At 38.9% G+C, this 19,266-nt stretch carries 27 protein-coding genes; all 27 read left to right on the top strand.

Going from position 1 to position 19,266, the window contains the following annotated elements; all coding sequences use genetic code 11:
• Nucleotides 1-29 precede the first annotated feature (29 nt).
• Complete coding sequence (rpoC, locus tag V7056_RS07220) at nucleotides 30-3,638, top strand: DNA-directed RNA polymerase subunit beta' (protein ID WP_499700611.1); 3,609 nt, start codon at nucleotides 30-32, stop codon at nucleotides 3,636-3,638.
• Nucleotides 3,639-3,884: 246 nt separating this feature from the next.
• A complete protein-coding gene (rpsL, locus tag V7056_RS07225) occupies nucleotides 3,885-4,307 on the top strand; it encodes a 30S ribosomal protein S12 (protein ID WP_056467392.1) in 423 nt (140 codons plus the stop codon).
• 32 nt (nucleotides 4,308-4,339) lie between these two features.
• Complete coding sequence (gene rpsG / locus V7056_RS07230) at nucleotides 4,340-4,810, top strand: 30S ribosomal protein S7 (RefSeq protein ID WP_088044563.1); 471 nt, start codon at nucleotides 4,340-4,342, stop codon at nucleotides 4,808-4,810.
• A 233-nt stretch (nucleotides 4,811-5,043) separates the two neighbouring features.
• Entirely contained in the window at nucleotides 5,044-7,122 is a 2,079-nt protein-coding gene (gene fusA / locus V7056_RS07235) for an elongation factor G (protein ID WP_499700614.1), read from the top strand.
• A gap of 120 nt (nucleotides 7,123-7,242) precedes the next feature.
• Nucleotides 7,243-8,430, top strand: a complete 1,188-nt coding sequence (tuf, locus tag V7056_RS07240; RefSeq protein WP_499700616.1) for an elongation factor Tu — start codon at nucleotides 7,243-7,245, stop codon at nucleotides 8,428-8,430.
• Between the two features lie 330 nt (nucleotides 8,431-8,760).
• Nucleotides 8,761-9,069, top strand: coding sequence for a 30S ribosomal protein S10 (gene rpsJ / locus V7056_RS07245; protein WP_088003795.1), 309 nt, complete (start codon nucleotides 8,761-8,763; stop codon nucleotides 9,067-9,069).
• Nucleotides 9,070-9,101: 32 nt separating this feature from the next.
• Nucleotides 9,102-9,731, top strand: a complete 630-nt coding sequence (gene rplC / locus V7056_RS07250) for a 50S ribosomal protein L3 (RefSeq protein ID WP_499700618.1) — start codon at nucleotides 9,102-9,104, stop codon at nucleotides 9,729-9,731.
• A gap of 26 nt (nucleotides 9,732-9,757) precedes the next feature.
• Nucleotides 9,758-10,381, top strand: coding sequence for a 50S ribosomal protein L4 (gene rplD / locus V7056_RS07255; RefSeq protein ID WP_499700620.1), 624 nt, complete (start codon nucleotides 9,758-9,760; stop codon nucleotides 10,379-10,381).
• Complete coding sequence (gene rplW, locus V7056_RS07260; protein WP_088003801.1) at nucleotides 10,381-10,671, top strand: 50S ribosomal protein L23; 291 nt, start codon at nucleotides 10,381-10,383, stop codon at nucleotides 10,669-10,671. Before rplD ends, rplW begins: the two co-directional genes overlap by 1 nt.
• A 31-nt stretch (nucleotides 10,672-10,702) precedes the next feature.
• Nucleotides 10,703-11,533 (top strand): 50S ribosomal protein L2, encoded by an 831-nt coding sequence (gene rplB / locus V7056_RS07265; RefSeq protein WP_088003803.1) that lies wholly within the window; start codon nucleotides 10,703-10,705, stop codon nucleotides 11,531-11,533.
• A 57-nt stretch (nucleotides 11,534-11,590) separates the two neighbouring features.
• A complete protein-coding gene (gene rpsS, locus V7056_RS07270; protein ID WP_069033610.1) occupies nucleotides 11,591-11,869 on the top strand; it encodes a 30S ribosomal protein S19 in 279 nt (92 codons plus the stop codon).
• A 17-nt stretch (nucleotides 11,870-11,886) separates the two neighbouring features.
• A complete protein-coding gene (gene rplV / locus V7056_RS07275; RefSeq protein WP_499700623.1) occupies nucleotides 11,887-12,228 on the top strand; it encodes a 50S ribosomal protein L22 in 342 nt (113 codons plus the stop codon).
• Between the two features lie 3 nt (nucleotides 12,229-12,231).
• Nucleotides 12,232-12,891 (top strand): 30S ribosomal protein S3, encoded by a 660-nt coding sequence (gene rpsC, locus V7056_RS07280; RefSeq protein WP_192604290.1) that lies wholly within the window; start codon nucleotides 12,232-12,234, stop codon nucleotides 12,889-12,891.
• A 2-nt stretch (nucleotides 12,892-12,893) separates the two neighbouring features.
• A complete protein-coding gene (gene rplP, locus V7056_RS07285) occupies nucleotides 12,894-13,328 on the top strand; it encodes a 50S ribosomal protein L16 (protein ID WP_192604289.1) in 435 nt (144 codons plus the stop codon).
• Nucleotides 13,318-13,518 (top strand): 50S ribosomal protein L29, encoded by a 201-nt coding sequence (rpmC, locus tag V7056_RS07290; protein WP_088044553.1) that lies wholly within the window; start codon nucleotides 13,318-13,320, stop codon nucleotides 13,516-13,518. Before rplP ends, rpmC begins: the two co-directional genes overlap by 11 nt.
• Before the next feature lie 21 nt (nucleotides 13,519-13,539).
• Nucleotides 13,540-13,803: a 30S ribosomal protein S17 gene (gene rpsQ / locus V7056_RS07295; RefSeq protein WP_192604288.1), complete on the top strand. Its 264-nt coding sequence runs from the start codon at nucleotides 13,540-13,542 to the stop codon at nucleotides 13,801-13,803.
• Between the two features lie 46 nt (nucleotides 13,804-13,849).
• Complete coding sequence (rplN, locus tag V7056_RS07300) at nucleotides 13,850-14,218, top strand: 50S ribosomal protein L14 (RefSeq protein ID WP_107904046.1); 369 nt, start codon at nucleotides 13,850-13,852, stop codon at nucleotides 14,216-14,218.
• A 56-nt stretch (nucleotides 14,219-14,274) separates the two neighbouring features.
• Nucleotides 14,275-14,586, top strand: a complete 312-nt coding sequence (rplX, locus tag V7056_RS07305) for a 50S ribosomal protein L24 (RefSeq protein WP_088044551.1) — start codon at nucleotides 14,275-14,277, stop codon at nucleotides 14,584-14,586.
• 28 nt (nucleotides 14,587-14,614) lie between these two features.
• A complete protein-coding gene (rplE, locus tag V7056_RS07310; protein ID WP_499700627.1) occupies nucleotides 14,615-15,154 on the top strand; it encodes a 50S ribosomal protein L5 in 540 nt (179 codons plus the stop codon).
• A 34-nt stretch (nucleotides 15,155-15,188) separates the two neighbouring features.
• On the top strand, nucleotides 15,189-15,374 hold the full coding sequence (locus V7056_RS07315) for a type Z 30S ribosomal protein S14 (RefSeq protein WP_069716795.1): 186 nt from the start codon (nucleotides 15,189-15,191) through the stop codon (nucleotides 15,372-15,374).
• 33 nt (nucleotides 15,375-15,407) lie between these two features.
• Nucleotides 15,408-15,806 (top strand): 30S ribosomal protein S8, encoded by a 399-nt coding sequence (rpsH, locus tag V7056_RS07320; protein ID WP_088003819.1) that lies wholly within the window; start codon nucleotides 15,408-15,410, stop codon nucleotides 15,804-15,806.
• Between the two features lie 30 nt (nucleotides 15,807-15,836).
• Nucleotides 15,837-16,373, top strand: a complete 537-nt coding sequence (gene rplF / locus V7056_RS07325; protein WP_499700629.1) for a 50S ribosomal protein L6 — start codon at nucleotides 15,837-15,839, stop codon at nucleotides 16,371-16,373.
• A gap of 31 nt (nucleotides 16,374-16,404) precedes the next feature.
• Nucleotides 16,405-16,767, top strand: a complete 363-nt coding sequence (rplR, locus tag V7056_RS07330; RefSeq protein WP_192604285.1) for a 50S ribosomal protein L18 — start codon at nucleotides 16,405-16,407, stop codon at nucleotides 16,765-16,767.
• A gap of 20 nt (nucleotides 16,768-16,787) precedes the next feature.
• Entirely contained in the window at nucleotides 16,788-17,288 is a 501-nt protein-coding gene (rpsE, locus tag V7056_RS07335; protein ID WP_088044546.1) for a 30S ribosomal protein S5, read from the top strand.
• A 15-nt stretch (nucleotides 17,289-17,303) separates the two neighbouring features.
• Nucleotides 17,304-17,486, top strand: a complete 183-nt coding sequence (rpmD, locus tag V7056_RS07340) for a 50S ribosomal protein L30 (protein ID WP_088003827.1) — start codon at nucleotides 17,304-17,306, stop codon at nucleotides 17,484-17,486.
• Nucleotides 17,487-17,516: 30 nt separating this feature from the next.
• Nucleotides 17,517-17,957 (top strand): 50S ribosomal protein L15, encoded by a 441-nt coding sequence (gene rplO, locus V7056_RS07345; RefSeq protein WP_088003829.1) that lies wholly within the window; start codon nucleotides 17,517-17,519, stop codon nucleotides 17,955-17,957.
• A complete protein-coding gene (gene secY / locus V7056_RS07350) occupies nucleotides 17,957-19,255 on the top strand; it encodes a preprotein translocase subunit SecY (protein WP_499700631.1) in 1,299 nt (432 codons plus the stop codon). Before rplO ends, secY begins: the two co-directional genes overlap by 1 nt.
• Nucleotides 19,256-19,266: the final 11 nt, after the last annotated feature.

Genomic DNA, 19,266 nt, shown 5'->3' on the forward strand with positions numbered 1-19,266 from the left:
ACCTTAGGACAGAAAGGGAGGTAGGCCCCTTGATAGATGTAAATAATTTCGAGTATATGAAGATCGGACTTGCATCGCCTGACAAAATTCGCTCGTGGTCATACGGGGAAATTAAAAAACCTGAAACAATTAACTACCGTACATTAAAACCTGAAAAAGATGGTCTTTTTTGTGAACGTATTTTCGGTCCTACAAAGGACTGGGAATGTCATTGCGGTAAATATAAGCGTGTACGTTATAAAGGTGTAGTTTGTGATCGTTGTGGAGTTGAAGTAACTCGTGCAAAAGTGCGTCGTGAGCGTATGGGGCACATTGAATTAGCTGCTCCTGTATCACATATTTGGTATTTCAAAGGTATTCCAAGCCGAATGGGACTTGTTTTAGACATGTCCCCTCGAGCTTTGGAGGAAGTTATCTACTTTGCTTCGTATGTTGTAACTGAAACAGGTGATACGCCTTTAGAAAAGAAACAATTGCTTTCTGAGAAAGAATTCCGTGCTTATCGTGAGCGCTATGGTCAAACTTTCCAAGCATCTATGGGTGCTGAAGCAATTAAAAAGCTTTTAAGCGACATTAACCTTGAGAAAGATGTTGATTCTTTAAAAGAGGAATTAAAAACTGCTCAAGGACAACGTCGTACAAGAGCGATTAAACGATTAGAAGTATTAGAAGCATTCCGTAACTCTGGTAATGAGCCTTCATGGATGATCCTTGATGTTCTTCCAGTGATTCCACCTGAATTACGTCCAATGGTTCAATTGGATGGTGGACGCTTTGCTACTTCAGATTTAAATGATCTATATCGTCGTGTAATTAACCGTAACAACCGTTTAAAACGTTTATTAGACCTTGGTGCTCCAAGTATCATCGTTCAAAACGAAAAACGTATGCTTCAAGAAGCAGTTGATGCGTTAATTGACAATGGTCGTCGTGGCCGTCCAGTTACTGGGCCGGGTAACCGTCCATTAAAATCACTTTCTCACATGCTTAAAGGTAAGCAAGGACGTTTCCGTCAAAACTTACTTGGTAAACGTGTTGACTACTCTGGACGTTCGGTAATCGTTGTAGGACCAAACTTACAGATGTATCAATGTGGTCTACCAAAAGAAATGGCAATTGAATTATTCAAGCCATTCGTGATGAAAGAATTAGTAGAGCGTGGGTTAGCACATAACATTAAGAGTGCAAAACGTAAAATTGAGCGTTTACACCCAGAAATTTGGGATGTATTAGAATCGGTTATTCGTGAACACCCGGTGTTACTAAACCGTGCCCCAACTCTTCACAGACTTGGTATCCAAGCGTTCGAACCTACTCTAGTAGAAGGCCGTGCGATTCGTCTACATCCACTTGTATGTACTGCATACAATGCCGATTTTGACGGTGACCAAATGGCTGTTCACGTACCGTTATCAAGTGAAGCTCAAGCTGAAGCTCGTATTCTAATGCTTGCAGCTCAAAACATCCTGAACCCGAAAGATGGTAAACCAGTAGTTACACCATCTCAAGATATGGTATTAGGTAACTATTACTTAACACTTGAGCGTGCAGGCGCTGTCGGTGAAGGTATGGTATTTAAAGATATCAATGAAGCGTTGATTGCATACCAAAACGGTTATGTACATTTACATTCTCGTGTTGCAGTTGCAGCAGGAACGCTTAATAACGAAACATTTACTGAAGAACAAAATAATTCATTATTAATCACAACTGTCGGTAAGTTGATCTTCAATGAAATCTTACCTACATCGTTCCCTTATATTAATGAACCAACGCAGAGTAATCTTGAAAAAGAAACTCCGCAGATGTATTTTGTTTCTAAAGGTGAGAATATAAAAGAAATTATTGAAAGTAGAGAAGAAATTTCTCCTTTCAAAAAGAAAATTCTTGGAAATATCATTGCTGAAGTATTTAAACGATTCAAAATTACTGAAACGTCAAAAATGCTTGACCGTATGAAGGATCTAGGATTTAGACATTCTACTAAAGCTGGTATCACAGTAGGTGTAGCTGACATCATCGTATTACCTGAGAAGCAACACATTATTGCTGAAGCACAGGAAAAAGTAGATAAAGTATTGAAGCAATTCCGCCGCGGATTAATCACAGAAGATGAGCGTTACGATCGTGTAATCGCAATTTGGAGTGACGCGAAGGACGTTATCCAAGGAAAACTGATGGCTTCATTAAATAAACGAAACCCTATCTTTATGATGAGTGACTCTGGTGCCCGTGGTAATGCATCCAACTTCACTCAGCTTGCAGGTATGCGTGGTCTGATGGCCAACCCAGCTGGTCGTATTATTGAGTTACCGATTAAATCGTCATTCCGTGAAGGTTTAACGGTACTTGAATACTTCATCTCAACACATGGTGCTCGTAAAGGTCTTGCCGATACTGCACTTAAAACAGCCGATTCAGGTTACTTAACTCGTCGTCTAGTTGACGTTGCACAAGATGTAATCGTTCGTCAAGATGACTGTGGTACTGATCGCGGTTTACATGTTAAGGCGATTAAAGAAGGTAACGAAATTATTGAAGGTCTATACGATCGTCTAGTTGGACGTCATTTACGTGCAACTCTACGTCACCCAGAAACTGGCGTGTTACTTGCACAAGAGAATGATTTAATTACAGAAGACTTAGCTCGTGAAATTATCGATGCTGGTATTGAAGAAGTTAATATCCGTTCTGCGTTTACATGTAATACGAACCATGGAGTATGTAAAAAATGTTATGGTCGCAATTTAGCTACAGGTGCTGAAGTTGAAGTTGGTGAAGCAGTTGGTATCATCGCTGCTCAATCTATCGGTGAACCAGGTACTCAGTTAACAATGCGTACATTCCATACAGGTGGGGTAGCAGGAGACGATATTACTCAAGGTTTACCTCGTATTCAAGAGCTATTTGAAGCGCGTAACCCTAAAGGTCAAGCGGTTATATCTGAAATTGATGGTGTTATCTCGATCTCAACTGATGCAAAAGACAAACAAGAAATTATTGTTGAAGGTTCAGTAGAATCTAGAAGTTACCCAGTTCCTTATGGCGCTAGATTAAAAGTTCAAGAAGGTGAAAGAATTGAACGCGGTCAAGTAATGACTGAAGGTTCAATTGATCCTAAAGAGCTATTAAAAGTAAAAGGTACAAATGCTGTTCAAGAATACTTACTACGTGAAGTTCAAAAAGTATACCGTATGCAAGGGGTAGAAATTGGTGATAAACACGTAGAGGTAATGGTTCGTCAAATGCTGAAGAAAGTTCGTGTAATGGATGCTGGGGAAACAACTTTACTTCCTGGTACATTATTAGAATTACATCAATTTACTGAAGCAAATAAAGAAGCTTTATTTGCAGGTAAACAACCAGCTACTGCTCGTCCATTATTACTAGGTATTACAAAAGCATCATTAGAAACAGATTCATTCTTATCAGCTGCGTCATTCCAAGAAACAACGCGTGTATTAACAGACGCTGCGATTAAAGGAAAACGTGATGAGTTGCTAGGATTAAAAGAGAATGTTATTATTGGTAAGTTGGTTCCGGCTGGTACAGGTATGAATAGATACCGTAAAGTTGATCTTGTAAAAGATGTAAACGAATCAGTTGAAATGAACGAAGAAGTTTTAGTTGAAAAATAAAACTTAAAATATTTTCATTCTTGAGTTGACATCAAATGATGAAAAATGATAAGATATTCAAGGTTGCTCCTAGACAATAGCACTGCTAATCTTAGCAGGTTAGACCCGGGGCTAATTTAGGAATATACAGTTAAAACTGTTTTTGTGAGAGGGAAGATTCCTTCCTTCTTGCAAAAACTTTGTTTTCAACTAATTATGAACCACCTGGATGTGTGGTCTTATAAATATGTGAAGGGAGGAAAACTCATGCCTACTATTAACCAGTTAGTGCGTAATGGACGTACTTCTAAAGTATGGAAATCAAAATCACCAGCATTAAACAAAGGTTTCAACTCATTAAAGAAAAAATCAACTGATTTATCAGCTCCACAAAAACGTGGTGTTTGTACTCGTGTTGGTACTATGACTCCAAAGAAACCGAACTCAGCATTACGTAAATATGCTCGTGTACGTTTAACTAACCAAATCGAGGTAACTGCTTATATCCCAGGTATCGGACACAACTTACAAGAGCACAGTGTTGTTCTTATTCGTGGAGGACGTGTAAAAGATTTACCAGGGGTACGTTATCACATCGTTCGTGGTGCTTTAGATACTGCAGGTGTTGACAAACGTATGCAAGGTCGTTCTAAATACGGAACTAAGAGACCGAAAGCAGCTAAGAAGTAATAAATTACAACTAGTCGAAAGGAGGAAATCACATGCCACGTAAAGGTCCTGTTGCAAAAAGAGATGTATTGCCAGATCCACTTTATAATTCAAAATTAGTTTCTCGTCTAATCAACAAAATGATGATTGACGGAAAAAGAGGGAAATCTCAAGCTATCTTATACGGTGCTTTTGAATTAATCCAAGAACGTTCTGGTAAAGAACCAATGGAAGTATTCGAAGCTGCTCTTAAAAATATCATGCCAGTTCTAGAAGTTAGAGCTCGTCGTGTTGGTGGATCAAACTACCAAGTACCAGTTGAGGTACGTCCAGAGCGCCGTACAACTTTAGGTCTTCGCTGGTTAGTTAACTATTCTCGTCTTCGTGGAGAAAAAACGATGGAAGAGCGTTTAGCTAACGAAATTCTTGATGCAGCTAACAACTCAGGTTCTGCAGTTAAGAAACGTGAAGATACACACAAAATGGCAGAAGCGAACAAAGCGTTTGCTCACTACCGTTGGTAAGATTAAAAGCATTTTAGTTATTTCTGCACATAATGAATGTTGGTTAAGTCGTTCACCTATTTTTATCTAGTTTTCTAGTTTGAATAGGTGAACGTCGGATTACATAACTTAGGATGACATGAAAGTTCTTTGCTTGTAGTGCTTAACTTAATAACATGAAATATGTATAGGAATAACTTTTTCTTATACTATTAAAAATCCTACTTACAAATTGGAAGGGAGAAAGAACCCTTATGACAAGAGAGTTCTCCTTAAATAACACTCGTAATATCGGGATCATGGCTCATATTGACGCTGGTAAAACAACGACTACTGAGCGTATCCTTTATTACACTGGTCGTATTCACAAAATTGGTGAAACTCATGAAGGAGCTTCACAAATGGACTGGATGGAGCAAGAGCAAGAGCGTGGTATCACTATCACTTCTGCTGCTACAACAGCTCAATGGAATAACCACCGTGTAAATATCATTGATACTCCAGGTCACGTAGACTTCACTGTAGAAGTTGAACGTTCTCTACGTGTACTTGATGGCGCAGTTGCAGTACTTGATGCTCAATCTGGTGTTGAGCCTCAAACTGAAACAGTATGGCGTCAAGCAACTACTTACGGAGTTCCACGTGTTGTATTCGTTAACAAAATGGATAAAATCGGCGCGGATTTCTTATACTCTGTAGGAACATTGCACGATCGTTTACAAGCTAACGCACACCCAATCCAATTAGCGATGGGTGCTGAAGATAACTTCTGGGGTATTGTTGACCTTGTTGAGATGAAAGCTATTAAGTATAACAATGACTTAGGAACTGACATTGAAACAATCGAAATCCCTGAAGAATACCAAGAACTAGCTGAAGAATACCGTGGAAGATTAGTAGAAGCGGTAGCTGAGCTTGACGAAGAATTAATGATGAAATATCTTGAAGGTGAAGAAATCACACTTCCTGAATTAAAAGCTGCTATTCGTAAAGCAACTTGTTCAGTACAGTTCTACCCAGTAGTATGTGGTTCTGCTTTCAAAAACAAAGGTGTTCAATTAATGCTTGATGCAGTAATTGACTACTTACCATCACCATTAGATGTACCAGCAATTATGGGAACTATTCCTGATTCTGATGAAGAGAAAGTTGTTCCTTCAAGTGACGACGAGCCTTTCGCTGCTCTTGCATTCAAAATCATGACAGATCCTTATGTTGGTAAATTAACGTTCTTCCGTGTGTACGCAGGTACATTAGAATCTGGTTCATACGTTCAAAACTCTACGAAAGGTAAGCGTGAGCGTGTAGGACGTATCCTACAAATGCATGCTAACTCTCGTCAAGAGATCTCGAAAGTATATGCTGGAGACATCGCTGCTGCTGTAGGTCTTAAAGATACTACAACTGGAGACACTCTATGTGATGAAAAGAATTTAGTAATTCTTGAGTCTATGGAATTCCCAGAGCCAGTTATCCATATTGCAATCGAACCAAAATCTAAAGCTGACCAAGATAAAATGGGTCAAGCATTAGTAAAATTAACAGAAGAAGATCCTACATTCCGTGCACATACTGATCAAGAAACTGGTCAAGTAATCATCGGTGGTATGGGTGAACTTCACCTTGATATCATCGTTGACCGTATGCGTCGTGAATTCAAAGTAGAAGCTAACGTTGGTGCTCCTCAAGTAGCATACCGTGAAACTTTCCGTTCTTCTGCACAAGTAGAAGGTAAATTCGTACGTCAATCAGGTGGACGTGGACAATTCGGTCACGTTTGGATTGAATTCTCACCAAACGAAGAAGGAAAAGGCTTCGAGTTTGAAAATGGAATCGTTGGTGGTGTTGTTCCACGTGAATACATCCCAGCTGTTGCTGCAGGTCTTGAAGATTCTCTTAAAAATGGTGTATTAGCTGGTTTCCCACTAATCGACATTAAAGCTCGTCTATTTGATGGTTCTTACCATGATGTTGACTCGAATGAGATGGCGTTTAAAGTTGCTGCTTCATTAGCACTTAAAAACGCAGTTAAAAAATGTAACCCAGTTCTACTTGAACCAATCATGAAAGTAGAAGTTGTTATCCCTGAGGAATACTTAGGAGATATCATGGGTGATGTTACATCTCGTCGTGGACGCGTTGAAGGTATGGAAGCTCGCGGTAACGCTCAAGTAGTACGTGCAATGGTACCTCTTGCTGAGATGTTTGGTTATGCAACTTCATTACGTTCTAACACTCAAGGTCGTGGAACGTTCTCAATGGTATTTGACCATTATGAAGATGTACCAAAATCAATCTCTGAAGAAATTATCAAAAAATATAAAGGTGAGTAATTGATTATTTAGTTCTCATCATGTATAACTATGTATGTTAGCCATATAGGGGACTTGCCCCTTTATGGCATAATAATAAAACTAAAATTAATTTTCTTAATTATAAGGAGGATTTTTACAATGGGTAAAGCTAAATTCGAACGTGTAAAACCACACGTTAACATTGGTACAATCGGACACGTTGACCATGGTAAAACTACATTAACAGCTGCTATTACAACTGTATTAGCTAAAGTAGGTGGAGCTGAAGCTCGTGCTTACGATCAAATCGATGGTGCTCCAGAAGAAAGAGAACGTGGTATCACAATCTCTACTGCACACGTTGAGTATGAAACTGAAACTCGTCACTATGCACACGTTGACTGCCCAGGTCACGCTGACTATGTTAAAAACATGATCACTGGTGCTGCTCAAATGGACGGTGGTATCTTAGTAGTATCTGCTGCTGATGGTCCAATGCCTCAAACTCGTGAGCACATTCTTTTATCACGCCAAGTTGGTGTACCTTACATTGTAGTATTCATGAACAAATGTGACATGGTTGACGATGAAGAGTTACTTGAATTAGTTGAAATGGAAATTCGTGATCTATTATCAGAATATGAATTCCCTGGCGATGACATTCCAGTAATCAAAGGTTCAGCTCTTAAAGCTTTAGAAGGTGACGAAGCTTGGGAAGCAAAAATTCATGAATTAATGGCTGAAGTTGATTCTTATATCCCAACACCAGCTCGTGAAACTGACAAACCTTTCTTAATGCCAGTTGAGGATGTATTCTCAATCACTGGTCGTGGAACAGTTGCTACTGGACGTGTTGAGCGTGGAGTAGTTAAAGTTGGTGAAGTAATCGAAATCATCGGTTTCACTGAAGAGCCAAAATCAACTACTGTAACAGGTGTTGAAATGTTCCGTAAACTTCTTGATCAAGCAGAAGCTGGAGATAACATCGGTGCACTTCTTCGTGGGGTTGCTCGTGACGATATCCAACGTGGTCAAGTTTTAGCTAAACCAGGTTCAGTTAAACAACACACTAAGTTCAAAGCTGAAGTTTACGTTTTATCTAAAGAAGAAGGTGGACGTCATACTCCATTCTTCGCTAACTACCGCCCACAATTCTATTTCCGTACAACTGACGTAACTGGAATCATCCAATTACCAGAAGGTACTGAAATGGTTATGCCTGGCGACAACATCGAAATGACTGTTGAGTTAATCAACGCAATCGCTGTTGAAGAAGGAACTAAGTTCTCTATCCGTGAGGGTGGACGTACTGTAGGCGCTGGCGTAGTTGCTACAATCGTTGAATAATTAAAACTCAAAAGCTTAGAAGAATTTATTCTTCTAAGCTTTTTTTTATTGGTAATATTTAATATAATAGAAATTCGTTTCTTACTTGATTTTCATAAGTAGAGATAATATAATAACAAAGTACAAAAGACGACAAAAACCTGTCTTACATAAACAAATAAATTAATGCTTGCAATAGCATTATTTTTTATGTATAATAGATGATGTTGGTCTTTGACTGCGTAGAAATGGAAGGTTGCTGATACACCCGGCCGCTTTGCCATGGCGAGTGTAAGGAAATTTCCATGGAGTATGTCTATTATATAAATAGGCGAAAAAGGAGGGAAAATTATGGCAAAAGAAAAAATTCGTATTCGTTTAAAAGCTTACGATCACCGTATTTTAGATCAATCTGCTGAAAAAATCGTTGAAACTGCGAAACGTTCAGGTGCTTCTGTATCTGGTCCGATCCCGTTACCAACTGAGAAATCAATTTACACGATTCTTCGTGCGGTTCATAAATACAAAGATTCACGTGAGCAATTCGAAATGCGCACACATAAACGTTTAATCGATATCGTGAACCCAACACCACAAACTGTTGATTCACTAATGAGACTAGACTTACCGTCTGGCGTTGATATTGAAATCAAGCTTTAATAACAATATAGAAAATTCAGGAGGTGTGACTTATGACTAAAGGAATCTTAGGGAAAAAGATCGGTATGACACAAGTATTTGCTGAAAATGGTGAGTTAATTCCAGTTACTGTTATCGAAGCAGCTTCTAACGTAGTTTTACAAAAGAAAACTACTGAAACTGACGGATATGAAGCAATCCAAATCGGATTTGCTGACAAACGTGATAAAATCGCTAACAAACCTGAAAAAGGCCACGCTGCTAAAGCAAACACTGCACCTAAGCGCTTCGTTCGTGAAATTCGTGATGCTGACATGTCAGCTTATGAAGTAGGTCAAGAAGTCAAGGTAGATATATTTGCAAATGGTGACATCGTTGATGTAACTGGAACTTCAAAAGGTAAAGGATTCCAAGGTAGCATTAAGCGCCACGGACAATCTCGTGGTCCAATGACTCACGGTTCTCGTTACCACCGTCGTCCAGGTTCAATGGGTCCTGTAGCTCCAAACCGCGTATTTAAAAACAAAGCATTACCAGGACGTATGGGTGGAGAAAAAGTAACTGTACAAAACTTACAAATTGTTAAAGTTGACGTTGAACGTAACTTACTATTAGTTAAAGGTAATGTACCAGGTGCTAAAAAATCTTACGTAACAATCCGTTCTGCGGTTAAATCTAACTAATTAATTAGAAGAAAGGAGGAAACCAAATGCCTAAAGTTACTATGTTTAATCAAACTGGTGCTCAAGTAGGAGAAATCGAATTAGCAGAAGCTGTATTCGGAATCGCTCCAAACGAACACGTTTTATTTGACGCTGTAATGATGCAACGTGCATCTTTACGTCAAGGTACACACAAAGTAAAAACACGTTCTGAAGTACGTGGTGGTGGTCGTAAACCATGGAAACAAAAAGGAACTGGACGTGCTCGTCAAGGTTCTATTCGTTCTCCACAATGGCGTGGTGGTGGTATCGTATTCGGTCCAGCTCCAAGATCATATTCTTACAAATTACCTAAAAAGGTACGTCGCTTAGCAATTAAATCTGCTTTATCTACGAAAGTATTAGAGCAAAGCATGTTAGTGCTTGAAGATTTAGTGTTAAACGCACCAAAAACAAAAGATATGGTTACTGTATTACAAGGCTTATCTGTACAAAAGAAAGTCTTAATCGTTACAGCTGACTTAAATGAAAACGTAGCTTTATCTGCTCGTAATATCCAAGGAATCACTGTGCTTGCAGCAAATGAAGTTAACGTAATCGACGTTTTACATCATGATACTTTAATCATGACTAAAGCTGCGGTGGAAAAAGTAGAGGAGGTGCTTGCGTAATGAAGGATCCTCGTGATATTATCAAACGCCCGGTAATCACTGAAGCTTCTATGGATGCTATATCAGAGAAAAAATACACTTTCGAAGTTGATGTAAGAGCTAATAAAACTGAAGTTAAAGATGCTGTTGAAGCAATCTTCGGTGTTAAAGTAGAAAAAGTTAACGTAATGAACTACAAAGGTAAGTTTAAACGTATGGGTAAACATGCTGGTTACACTAACCGTCGTAGAAAAGCAATCGTTAAATTAACTGCTGATAGCCAAGATATTCAATTATTCGAAGGCGTTTAATACTAACTACTAGAAAAGGAGGGAAATTACGATGGGAATCAAAAAGTATAAACCAACCACTAACGGTCGCCGTGGTATGACTACTAATGATTTTGCTGAGATCACTACTGATAAACCAGAAAAATCATTACTAGCTCCACTTAGTAAAAAAGCTGGCCGTAATAACCAAGGTAAAATTACTGTTCGTCACCAAGGTGGTGGACATAAACGTCAATACCGTATCATCGATTTCAAAAGAGATAAAGATGGTATACCAGGACGCGTTGCTACAATCGAGTACGATCCAAACCGTTCTGCAAACATTGCGTTAATTAACTACGCTGATGGAGAAAAACGTTACATCCTTGCTCCTAAAAACTTAGTAGTAGGAATGGAAATCGTTTCTGGTCCAGAAGCAGATATTAAAATAGGTAACGCTTTACCACTTGTAAACATTCCAGTAGGTACAACAATCCACAACATCGAATTAAAACCAGGTCGTGGAGGACAATTAGTACGTTCTGCTGGTACTTCAGCTCAAGTATTAGGTAAAGAAGATCGTTACGTATTAGTACGTTTAAATTCTGGTGAAGTACGTATGGTATTAGCTACATGCCGCGCGACTGTAGGTCAAGTTGGTAATGAGCACCACGAACTTATTAACATCGGTAAAGCAGGTCGTTCTCGTTGGATGGGTAAACGCCCAACTGTACGTGGATCTGTAATGAACCCAGTAGATCACCCACACGGTGGTGGTGAAGGACGCTCTCCAATCGGACGTAAATCACCAATGTCTCCATGGGGTAAACCAACTCTTGGGTACAAAACTCGTAAGAAAAACAAAGCGTCAGATAAATTTATCGTACGTCGTCGTAAAAAATAACGCGGTTGTGCTACGGTTCACTAGAACCGTAGGTCAATCACGAAGGGAGGTACCACAATGGGACGCAGCCTGAAAAAAGGTCCATTTATTGATGATCACTTATTAGCTAAAGTTGAGAAATTAAACGAAACTGACTCAAAACAAGTTGTAAAAACTTGGTCACGTCGTTCTACTATTTTCCCACAATTTATCGGACATACTATTGCAGTGTACGATGGTCGTAAACACGTACCTGTATACGTATCGGAAGATATGGTAGGTCACAAACTTGGTGAATTTGCTCCAACTCGTACTTATAAAGGTCACGATGCGGATGACAAGAAAACTAGAAGATAATGAGAGGAGGCACTCCAATGCAAGCAAAAGCTGTACTGAGAACAGTTCGTATCGCTCCTCGTAAAGTTCGTCTAGTAGTCGATTTAATCCGAGGTAAGCAAGTTGGCGAAGCGATCGCAATCCTTCGACACACACCAAAAACTGCTTCTCCTGTTGTAGAGAAATTGTTAAAATCTGCTATTGCAAATGCAGAACATAACTATGATATGGATGTTAACAACTTAATCGTCGAAAAAGTATTCGTTGATGAAGGTGCTACATTAAAACGTTTCCGCCCACGTGCACAAGGACGTGCTAGCGCAATCAATAAACGCACAAGCCACATCACAATCGTGGTATCAGAGAAGAAGGAGGGATAATCGATGGGTCAAAAGGTAAATCCAGTCGGACTTCGTGTCGGTATAATCAAAGATTGGGAATCTAAATGGTACGCAGAGAAAGATTACGCAGACCTTTTACATGAAGATATTAAAATTCGTGAATATATCAGCGCTCGCTTAAAAGATTCTGCTGTTTCCAAAGTAGAAATCGAAAGAGCTGCAAACCGTGTAAACATTACAGTTCACACTGCAAAACCTGGTATGGTAATCGGTAAAGGTGGTTCAGAGGTTGAAGCTCTTCGTAAAGCTTTAAACAACTTAACTGGCAAACGTGTTCATATCAACATCATCGAAATCAAAAGAGCAGATCTTGATGCTAAATTAGTAGCAGAAAACATCGCTCGTCAATTAGAAAACCGTGTTTCTTTCCGTCGTGCTCAAAAGCAAGTATTACAACGTGCTATGCGTGCTGGTGCATTAGGAATCAAAACACAAGTTTCTGGACGTCTTGGCGGAGCAGATATCGCTCGTGCTGAATCATATAGCGAAGGTACAGTGCCACTTCATACATTACGCGCAGATATCGACTATTCAACTGCAGAAGCAGATACAACATACGGTAAACTTGGCGTAAAAGTATGGATTTACAAAGGTGAAGTTCTTCCTACAAAAAAGAAAGCTTCTGAGGAAGGAGGAAATTAATTATGTTAATGCCTAAACGTGTTAAATATAGAAGAGAGCATCGTGGTAAAATGCGCGGACGTGCCAAAGGTGGTACTGAAGTAGCATTCGGTGAATTCGGTTTACAATCAACTGAAGCTTCTTGGATTACTAACCGTCAAATTGAAGCAGCGCGTCGTGCAATGACTCGTTACATGAAACGTGGCGGTAAAGTATGGATTAAGATCTTCCCTTCTAAGCCTTACACAGCTAAACCTCTTGAGGTTCGTATGGGTAGCGGTAAAGGTGCTCCTGAAGGTTGGGTAGCAGTTGTTAAACCAGGAAAAATCATGTTCGAAATCGCTGGTGTATCTGAAGAGATTGCTCGTGAAGCTCTACGCTTAGCAGCTCACAAATTACCAGTAAAATGTAAGTTTGTAAAACGCGAAACAAATGGTGGTGATTCTAATGAAAACTAATGAGATTCGCGATCTTACTACTGCTGAAATTGAATTAAAAGTGAAATCTCTTAAAGAAGAGTTATTCAACCTTCGTTTCCAATTAGCTACAGGACAATTAGAGAACACTGCTCGTATCCGCGAGGTTCGTAAAGGTATTGCTCGTATGAAAACTGTAGTACGTGAAAGAGAGATCAACTCTAACAACTAATCATGAGGGGAGGTTTGCACAGTGAGCGAACGTAACCAACGTAAAGTTTACACAGGACGTGTAGTTTCTGATAAAATGGATAAGACAATTACGGTTGTAGTTGAAACTTATAAAACACACAAGCTATACGGAAAACGCGTTAAATATTCTAAGAAGTATAAAGCGCACGATGAGCTAAACCAAGCAAAAGTTGGCGATATCGTAAAAATCATGGAGACTCGTCCATTATCAGCTACAAAACGTTTCCGTTTAATTGAAATTGTAGAAGAAGCTGTTATTATCTAATAGATGATCGGATAATATACCTAATCCGAAAGGAGGTCAATTTGACATGATCCAACAAGAATCTCGTTTAAAAGTTGCTGACAATTCAGGTGCTCGTGAATTACTTACTATTAAAGTATTAGGTGGTTCAGGCCGTAAAACTGCTAACATCGGTGATATCATCGTATGTACAGTGAAACAAGCAACACCAGGTGGCGTTGTTAAAAAAGGTGATGTAGTTAAAGCCGTTATCGTTCGTACGAAACGCGGTGTTCGTCGTCCAGACGGTACTTACATTCGTTTTGATGAAAACGCAGCTGTTATCATTAAAGATGATAAGAGCCCACGTGGTACTCGTATTTTCGGACCAGTTGCTCGTGAATTACGTGATAGCAACTTCATGAAAATCGTATCATTAGCTCCAGAAGTACTATAATTAATGTACTACAATAAATACTTCAGAAAGCCTTATTAAGGAGGTGCACGAAGAAGATGCATGTAAAAAAAGGTGATAAAGTTCAAGTTATCTCTGGCAAAGACAAAGGAAAACAAGGTGTGATCCTTGCTTCATTTCCAAAGAATAACCGCGTACTAGTTGAAGGTGTTAACATCATTAAAAAACACTCAAAACCTACTCAAGCTAACCCACAAGGTGGCATCATCGAGAAAGAAGCACCAATCCATGTTTCTAATGTTATGGCATTAGATCCAAAAACTGGAGTACCTACACGTGTAGGTTACCAATTAGTGGATGGTAAAAAAGTACGTATTGCTAAAAAATCAGGCGAATTACTTGATAAATAATAGAAATTTATGAAAGGAGGTCAACTGAATGAACCGCCTAGTCGAGAAATATCAAAAAGAAATTACTCCTGCTCTAGTGAGCAAGTTTAACTATAAATCAGTTATGGAAGTACCTAAAATTGAAAAGATCGTTATCAACATGGGTGTTGGTGAGGCTGTTTCTAACTCAAAAGCGTTAGATACTGCTGTTGAAGAATTAACTCTAATCGCAGGTCAAAAACCTCTAGTAACTAGAGCTAAGAAATCAATCGCACAATTCCGTCTACGTGAAGGAATGCCTATCGGTGCTAAAGTTACATTACGTGGCGAGCGTATGTACGAATTCTTTGAAAAATTAGTTGCTGTAACATTACCACGTGTACGTGATTTCCGTGGGATCTCTAAAAAAGCATTCGATGGCCGTGGAAACTACACTTTAGGTGTTAAAGAACAATTAATCTTCCCAGAAATCGATTATGATAAAGTAAATAAGGTACGTGGTATGGACATCGTTATTGTAACTACTGCAAAAACTGATGAAGAAGCTCGTGAAATGCTAACATTATTCGGAATGCCTTTTCAAAAATAATGAAAGCCAGCGCTAAAGAAGAGGAGGCGAAAACGTGGCTAAAAAATCAATGATTGCGAAACAAAAACGCGAACAGAAATTTAAAGTACAAGAGTATACACGTTGCGAACGTTGCGGACGTCCACACTCAGTTTTACGTAAATTTAAACTTTGCCGTATTTGTTTCCGTGAACTTGCATATAAAGGACAAATCCCTGGCGTTAAAAAAGCTAGTTGGTAATTTTATAGATATTAGGAAGGAGGTTATCTGAACATGGTCATGACAGATCCTATTGCAGATATGCTTACTCGCATTCGTAATGCGAACATGGTACGTCACGAGAAATTAGAATTCCCAGGTTCTAACCTAAAGAAGGAAGTTGCTGAAATTCTAAAACGTGAAGGTTTCATCCGTGACGTTGAGTACATTGAAGACGATAAACAAGGTATCATCCGTATTTTCTTAAAATATGGTGTAAACAACGAACGTGTTATCACTGGATTAAAAAGAATCTCTAAGCCTGGCTTACGTGTATACGCAAAAGCTGATGAAGTACCACGAGTACTTAATGGTTTAGGTGTTGCAATTCTTTCAACTTCTAAAGGTGTAATGACAGATAAAGAAGCTCGTCAAGCTAAAACTGGTGGCGAAATCTTAGCATACGTTTGGTAATAAACGACAGAGAGAATGGAGGTGTAGTGAATGTCTCGTGTTGGTAAAAAAGAACTTGTAATTCCTGCTGGAGTTACTCTTACTAATAACAACAATACTATTACAGTAAAAGGACCAAAAGGTGAGTTAACTCGTACTTTTAGTTCTGCAATGCAAATTGATATTAACGAGAACGTATTAACAGTTGTACGTCCAACTGATAACAAAGAGCACCGTGCTCTTCATGGTACAACTCGTGCCCTTTTAGGAAACATGGTTGAAGGTGTAACTAATGGTTATACTCGTAACCTTGAACTAGTTGGGGTAGGTTACCGTGCTACTAAAACAGGTGACAAACTTGTTCTTAGCGTTGGTTATTCTCACCCAGTTGAAATCACTCCTGAAAATGGTGTTGAAATCGAAGTACCTTCAAATACTAAAATCAGTATCAAAGGTATCGACAAAGAACGTGTAGGCGCTCTTGCTGCTTACATCCGTCAAGTACGTCCACCAGAGCCTTACAAAGGTAAAGGTATTCGTTATGAAGGTGAAATGGTTCGTCGTAAAGAAGGTAAAACTGCGAAGTAATCTAACTAGATAAGAGAAAGGAGTGACCAAGATGATCTTAAAGACTGATAAAAATGCAGTACGTAAAAAGAGACATGCTCGTGTACGTACTAAATTATCTGGTACTCAAGAACGTCCACGTTTAAACGTTTATCGTTCAAACAACCATATCTATGCTCAAATCATTGATGACGTTAATGGTGTAACATTAGCAAGTGCATCAACTTTAGATAAAGAATTAACTATAAATGGTACTGGTAATATCGAGGCAGCAAAATTAGTTGGTAATTTAGTTGCTAAACGTGCTACTGAAAAAGGTGTTACTGTAGTTGTATTTGACCGCGGTGGTTACTTATATCATGGTCGCGTAAAAGCTTTAGCTGAAGCTGCTCGTGAAGCTGGTTTACAATTTTAATAAAAGAAGGAGGGACATACATGCGTCGCATTGATCCTAATAAATTAGAGCTTGAAGAACGCCTAGTTACGATTAACCGTGTTGCAAAGGTTGTAAAAGGTGGTCGTCGTTTCCGTTTCGCTGCATTAGTTGTTGTTGGTGACAAAAACGGTCATGTAGGTTTTGGTACAGGTAAAGCTCAAGAAGTACCTGATGCAATCCGTAAAGCTGTTGAAGATGCTAAGAAAAATCTAATTAACGTACCAATCGTTGGAACTACAATTCCTCACGTAATTACAGGTCGTTTTGGAGCTGGTGAAGTATTCTTAAAACCTGCTTCTGCCGGTACTGGAGTTATCGCAGGAGGTCCTGTTCGTGCGGTATTAGAACTTGCTGGAGTACATGATATCTTATCTAAATCTCTTGGTTCTAACACACCAGTGAACATTGTACGTGCTACAATCGAAGGATTAAGTAACCTTAAACGTGCGGATGAAGTTGCAAAATTACGCGGTAAATCTGTAGAAGAATTACTAGGTTAATAAGGAGGGATAACGATGGCTAAAAAGTTAGAAATTACCCTTACTCGTAGTGTTATTGGTCGTAAACAAGATCAAATCGCAACAGTTCGTGCGTTAGGTATAACAAAAACTAACCAAACTGTAGTTAAAGAAGATAACGCTGCAATGCGTGGGATGATTAACAAAGTTTCTCACCTTGTATCTGTAAAAGAAATTTAATGAAACATGAATAAGTAAGGAGGTGCCCTAATGAAACTTCATGAATTAAAACCTACAGAAGGTTCTCGTAAAGTATCGAAACGTATCGGTCGTGGTATCGGATCTGGTACTGGTAAAACTGCTGGTAAAGGTCATAAAGGACAAAACGCTCGTTCAGGTGGCGGTGTGCGTCTTGGATTTGAAGGTGGTCAAACTCCTTTATTCCGTCGTTTACCAAAACGTGGTTTCACTAACATCAACCGTAAAGAGTACGCAATCGTTAATGTTGAAACGTTAAACCGCTTCGAAAACGGAACTGAAGTAACTCCTGAGTTACTGATTGAAACTGGTATCGTTCGTAAAGAATTAGCTGGTATTAAAATTTTAGGTAAAGGTAAGTTAGAAGTTAAACTTACTGTTAAAGCTCATAAGTTCTCATCTACTGCAGTAGAGGCAATCGAAGCAGCTGGTGGAAAAACTGAGGTGATCTAATGTTCCGGACAATCTCCAACTTTATGCGCGTTGCAGATATTAGAAGAAAGATTCTCTTCACGTTATTAATGTTAATTGTATTTCGTATTGGGACGTTTATACCTGTTCCAAACGTCAACGCTGATGTGCTTGCTTCCCAAGATAGCTCGCTGAGCGTCTTTGGAGTACTAAATACATTCGGTGGAGGAGCTCTTAAACAGTTCTCGATTTTTGCAATGGGTATAATGCCTTACATTACAGCTTCGATTATTATTCAGTTACTTCAAATGGACGTAGTTCCAAAGCTAACTGAATGGTCGAAGCAGGGTGAGATTGGTCGACGTAAATTGACTCAACTGACTAGATATATCACAATTATTTTAGGATTTATTGAAGCTATTGGGTTATCGATCAGTATGAACAATGTTACAGGCGGAATGTTAATTGAAAATGCTGGTTGGTCTACCTACCTATATATTGCAACTGTACTAACAGCTGGTACAGCTTTCTTATTGTGGCTAGGTGAGCAAATTACTGCTAAAGGTGTAGGGAACGGTATTTCAATTCTCATCTTTGGTGGTATAGTAGCTGCTATTCCAACTACTATTTCACAAATCTATCAGCAACAATTTAAAGGTGCTGGTGATGAGCTATTCTTAAACATTGTTAAAGTTGGCTTAGTTGTGTTGGTATTATTACTTGTTATTGTTGCTGTTATTTACATCCAACAAGCAACTCGTAAAATTCCGATCCAATACGCAAAACGTAACAATGGAAATAATAGCTATGTCGGAGGACAATCTACTCACTTGCCATTAAAAGTTAATGGTGCTGGGGTTATTCCGGTAATCTTCGCTGTTTCATTTTTAATAACTCCATCAACAATCGCATCGTTCTTACCAAATAACAGTGTGACTGATTGGATTGAAAAAGTATTTACTTATAACAATCCATGGGGTATGGCATTTTATCTAGTTTTAATTATTGCTTTTTCATACTTTTATACTTTTGTTCAGGCTAACCCTGAGCAAATGGCTGAAAACTTACAAAAGCAAGGTGGCTACATCCCAGGCATTCGCCCAGGTAAGAGCACACAAGAATATATAATCAAAGTCTTATATCGCTTAACGTTTGTAGGATCAATTTTCTTAGCTTTCATAGCTTTATTACCAATTGCATTTGGTAAAATTGCTAACTTACCACCTTCAGCTCAAATTGGAGGAACGAGTTTACTAATCGTTGTCGGCGTTGCGCTTGAAACAATGAAGCAATTAGAAAGTCAGCTTGTAAAACGAAACTACAAAGGCTTTATTAAATAACGAGCGTTAGG

It is taken from the genome of Bacillus sp. JJ664, from assembly GCF_036962205.1.
In the GTDB taxonomy this organism is placed as follows: domain Bacteria; phylum Bacillota; class Bacilli; order Bacillales; family Bacillaceae_G; genus Gottfriedia.

Excerpts from the sequence above, each read along its gene's own strand:
- rpsL (WP_056467392.1), top strand. The coding sequence starts at position 3,885 with ATGCCTACTATTAACCAGTTAGTGCGTAATGGACGTACTTCTAAAGTA.
- rpsG (WP_088044563.1), top strand. The coding sequence starts at position 4,340 with ATGCCACGTAAAGGTCCTGTTGCAAAAAGAGATGTATTGCCAGATCCA.
- fusA (WP_499700614.1), top strand. The coding sequence starts at position 5,044 with ATGACAAGAGAGTTCTCCTTAAATAACACTCGTAATATCGGGATCATG.
- tuf (WP_499700616.1), top strand. The coding sequence starts at position 7,243 with ATGGGTAAAGCTAAATTCGAACGTGTAAAACCACACGTTAACATTGGT.
- rpsJ (WP_088003795.1), top strand. The coding sequence starts at position 8,761 with ATGGCAAAAGAAAAAATTCGTATTCGTTTAAAAGCTTACGATCACCGT.
- rplC (WP_499700618.1), top strand. The coding sequence starts at position 9,102 with ATGACTAAAGGAATCTTAGGGAAAAAGATCGGTATGACACAAGTATTT.
- rplD (WP_499700620.1), top strand. The coding sequence starts at position 9,758 with ATGCCTAAAGTTACTATGTTTAATCAAACTGGTGCTCAAGTAGGAGAA.
- rplW (WP_088003801.1), top strand. The coding sequence starts at position 10,381 with ATGAAGGATCCTCGTGATATTATCAAACGCCCGGTAATCACTGAAGCT.
- rplB (WP_088003803.1), top strand. The coding sequence starts at position 10,703 with ATGGGAATCAAAAAGTATAAACCAACCACTAACGGTCGCCGTGGTATG.
- rpsS (WP_069033610.1), top strand. The coding sequence starts at position 11,591 with ATGGGACGCAGCCTGAAAAAAGGTCCATTTATTGATGATCACTTATTA.
- rplV (WP_499700623.1), top strand. The coding sequence starts at position 11,887 with ATGCAAGCAAAAGCTGTACTGAGAACAGTTCGTATCGCTCCTCGTAAA.
- rpsC (WP_192604290.1), top strand. The coding sequence starts at position 12,232 with ATGGGTCAAAAGGTAAATCCAGTCGGACTTCGTGTCGGTATAATCAAA.
- rplP (WP_192604289.1), top strand. The coding sequence starts at position 12,894 with ATGTTAATGCCTAAACGTGTTAAATATAGAAGAGAGCATCGTGGTAAA.
- rpmC (WP_088044553.1), top strand. The coding sequence starts at position 13,318 with ATGAAAACTAATGAGATTCGCGATCTTACTACTGCTGAAATTGAATTA.
- rplN (WP_107904046.1), top strand. The coding sequence starts at position 13,850 with ATGATCCAACAAGAATCTCGTTTAAAAGTTGCTGACAATTCAGGTGCT.
- rplX (WP_088044551.1), top strand. The coding sequence starts at position 14,275 with ATGCATGTAAAAAAAGGTGATAAAGTTCAAGTTATCTCTGGCAAAGAC.
- rplE (WP_499700627.1), top strand. The coding sequence starts at position 14,615 with ATGAACCGCCTAGTCGAGAAATATCAAAAAGAAATTACTCCTGCTCTA.
- rpsH (WP_088003819.1), top strand. The coding sequence starts at position 15,408 with ATGGTCATGACAGATCCTATTGCAGATATGCTTACTCGCATTCGTAAT.
- rplF (WP_499700629.1), top strand. The coding sequence starts at position 15,837 with ATGTCTCGTGTTGGTAAAAAAGAACTTGTAATTCCTGCTGGAGTTACT.
- rplR (WP_192604285.1), top strand. The coding sequence starts at position 16,405 with ATGATCTTAAAGACTGATAAAAATGCAGTACGTAAAAAGAGACATGCT.
- rpsE (WP_088044546.1), top strand. The coding sequence starts at position 16,788 with ATGCGTCGCATTGATCCTAATAAATTAGAGCTTGAAGAACGCCTAGTT.
- rpmD (WP_088003827.1), top strand. The coding sequence starts at position 17,304 with ATGGCTAAAAAGTTAGAAATTACCCTTACTCGTAGTGTTATTGGTCGT.
- rplO (WP_088003829.1), top strand. The coding sequence starts at position 17,517 with ATGAAACTTCATGAATTAAAACCTACAGAAGGTTCTCGTAAAGTATCG.
- secY (WP_499700631.1), top strand. The coding sequence starts at position 17,957 with ATGTTCCGGACAATCTCCAACTTTATGCGCGTTGCAGATATTAGAAGA.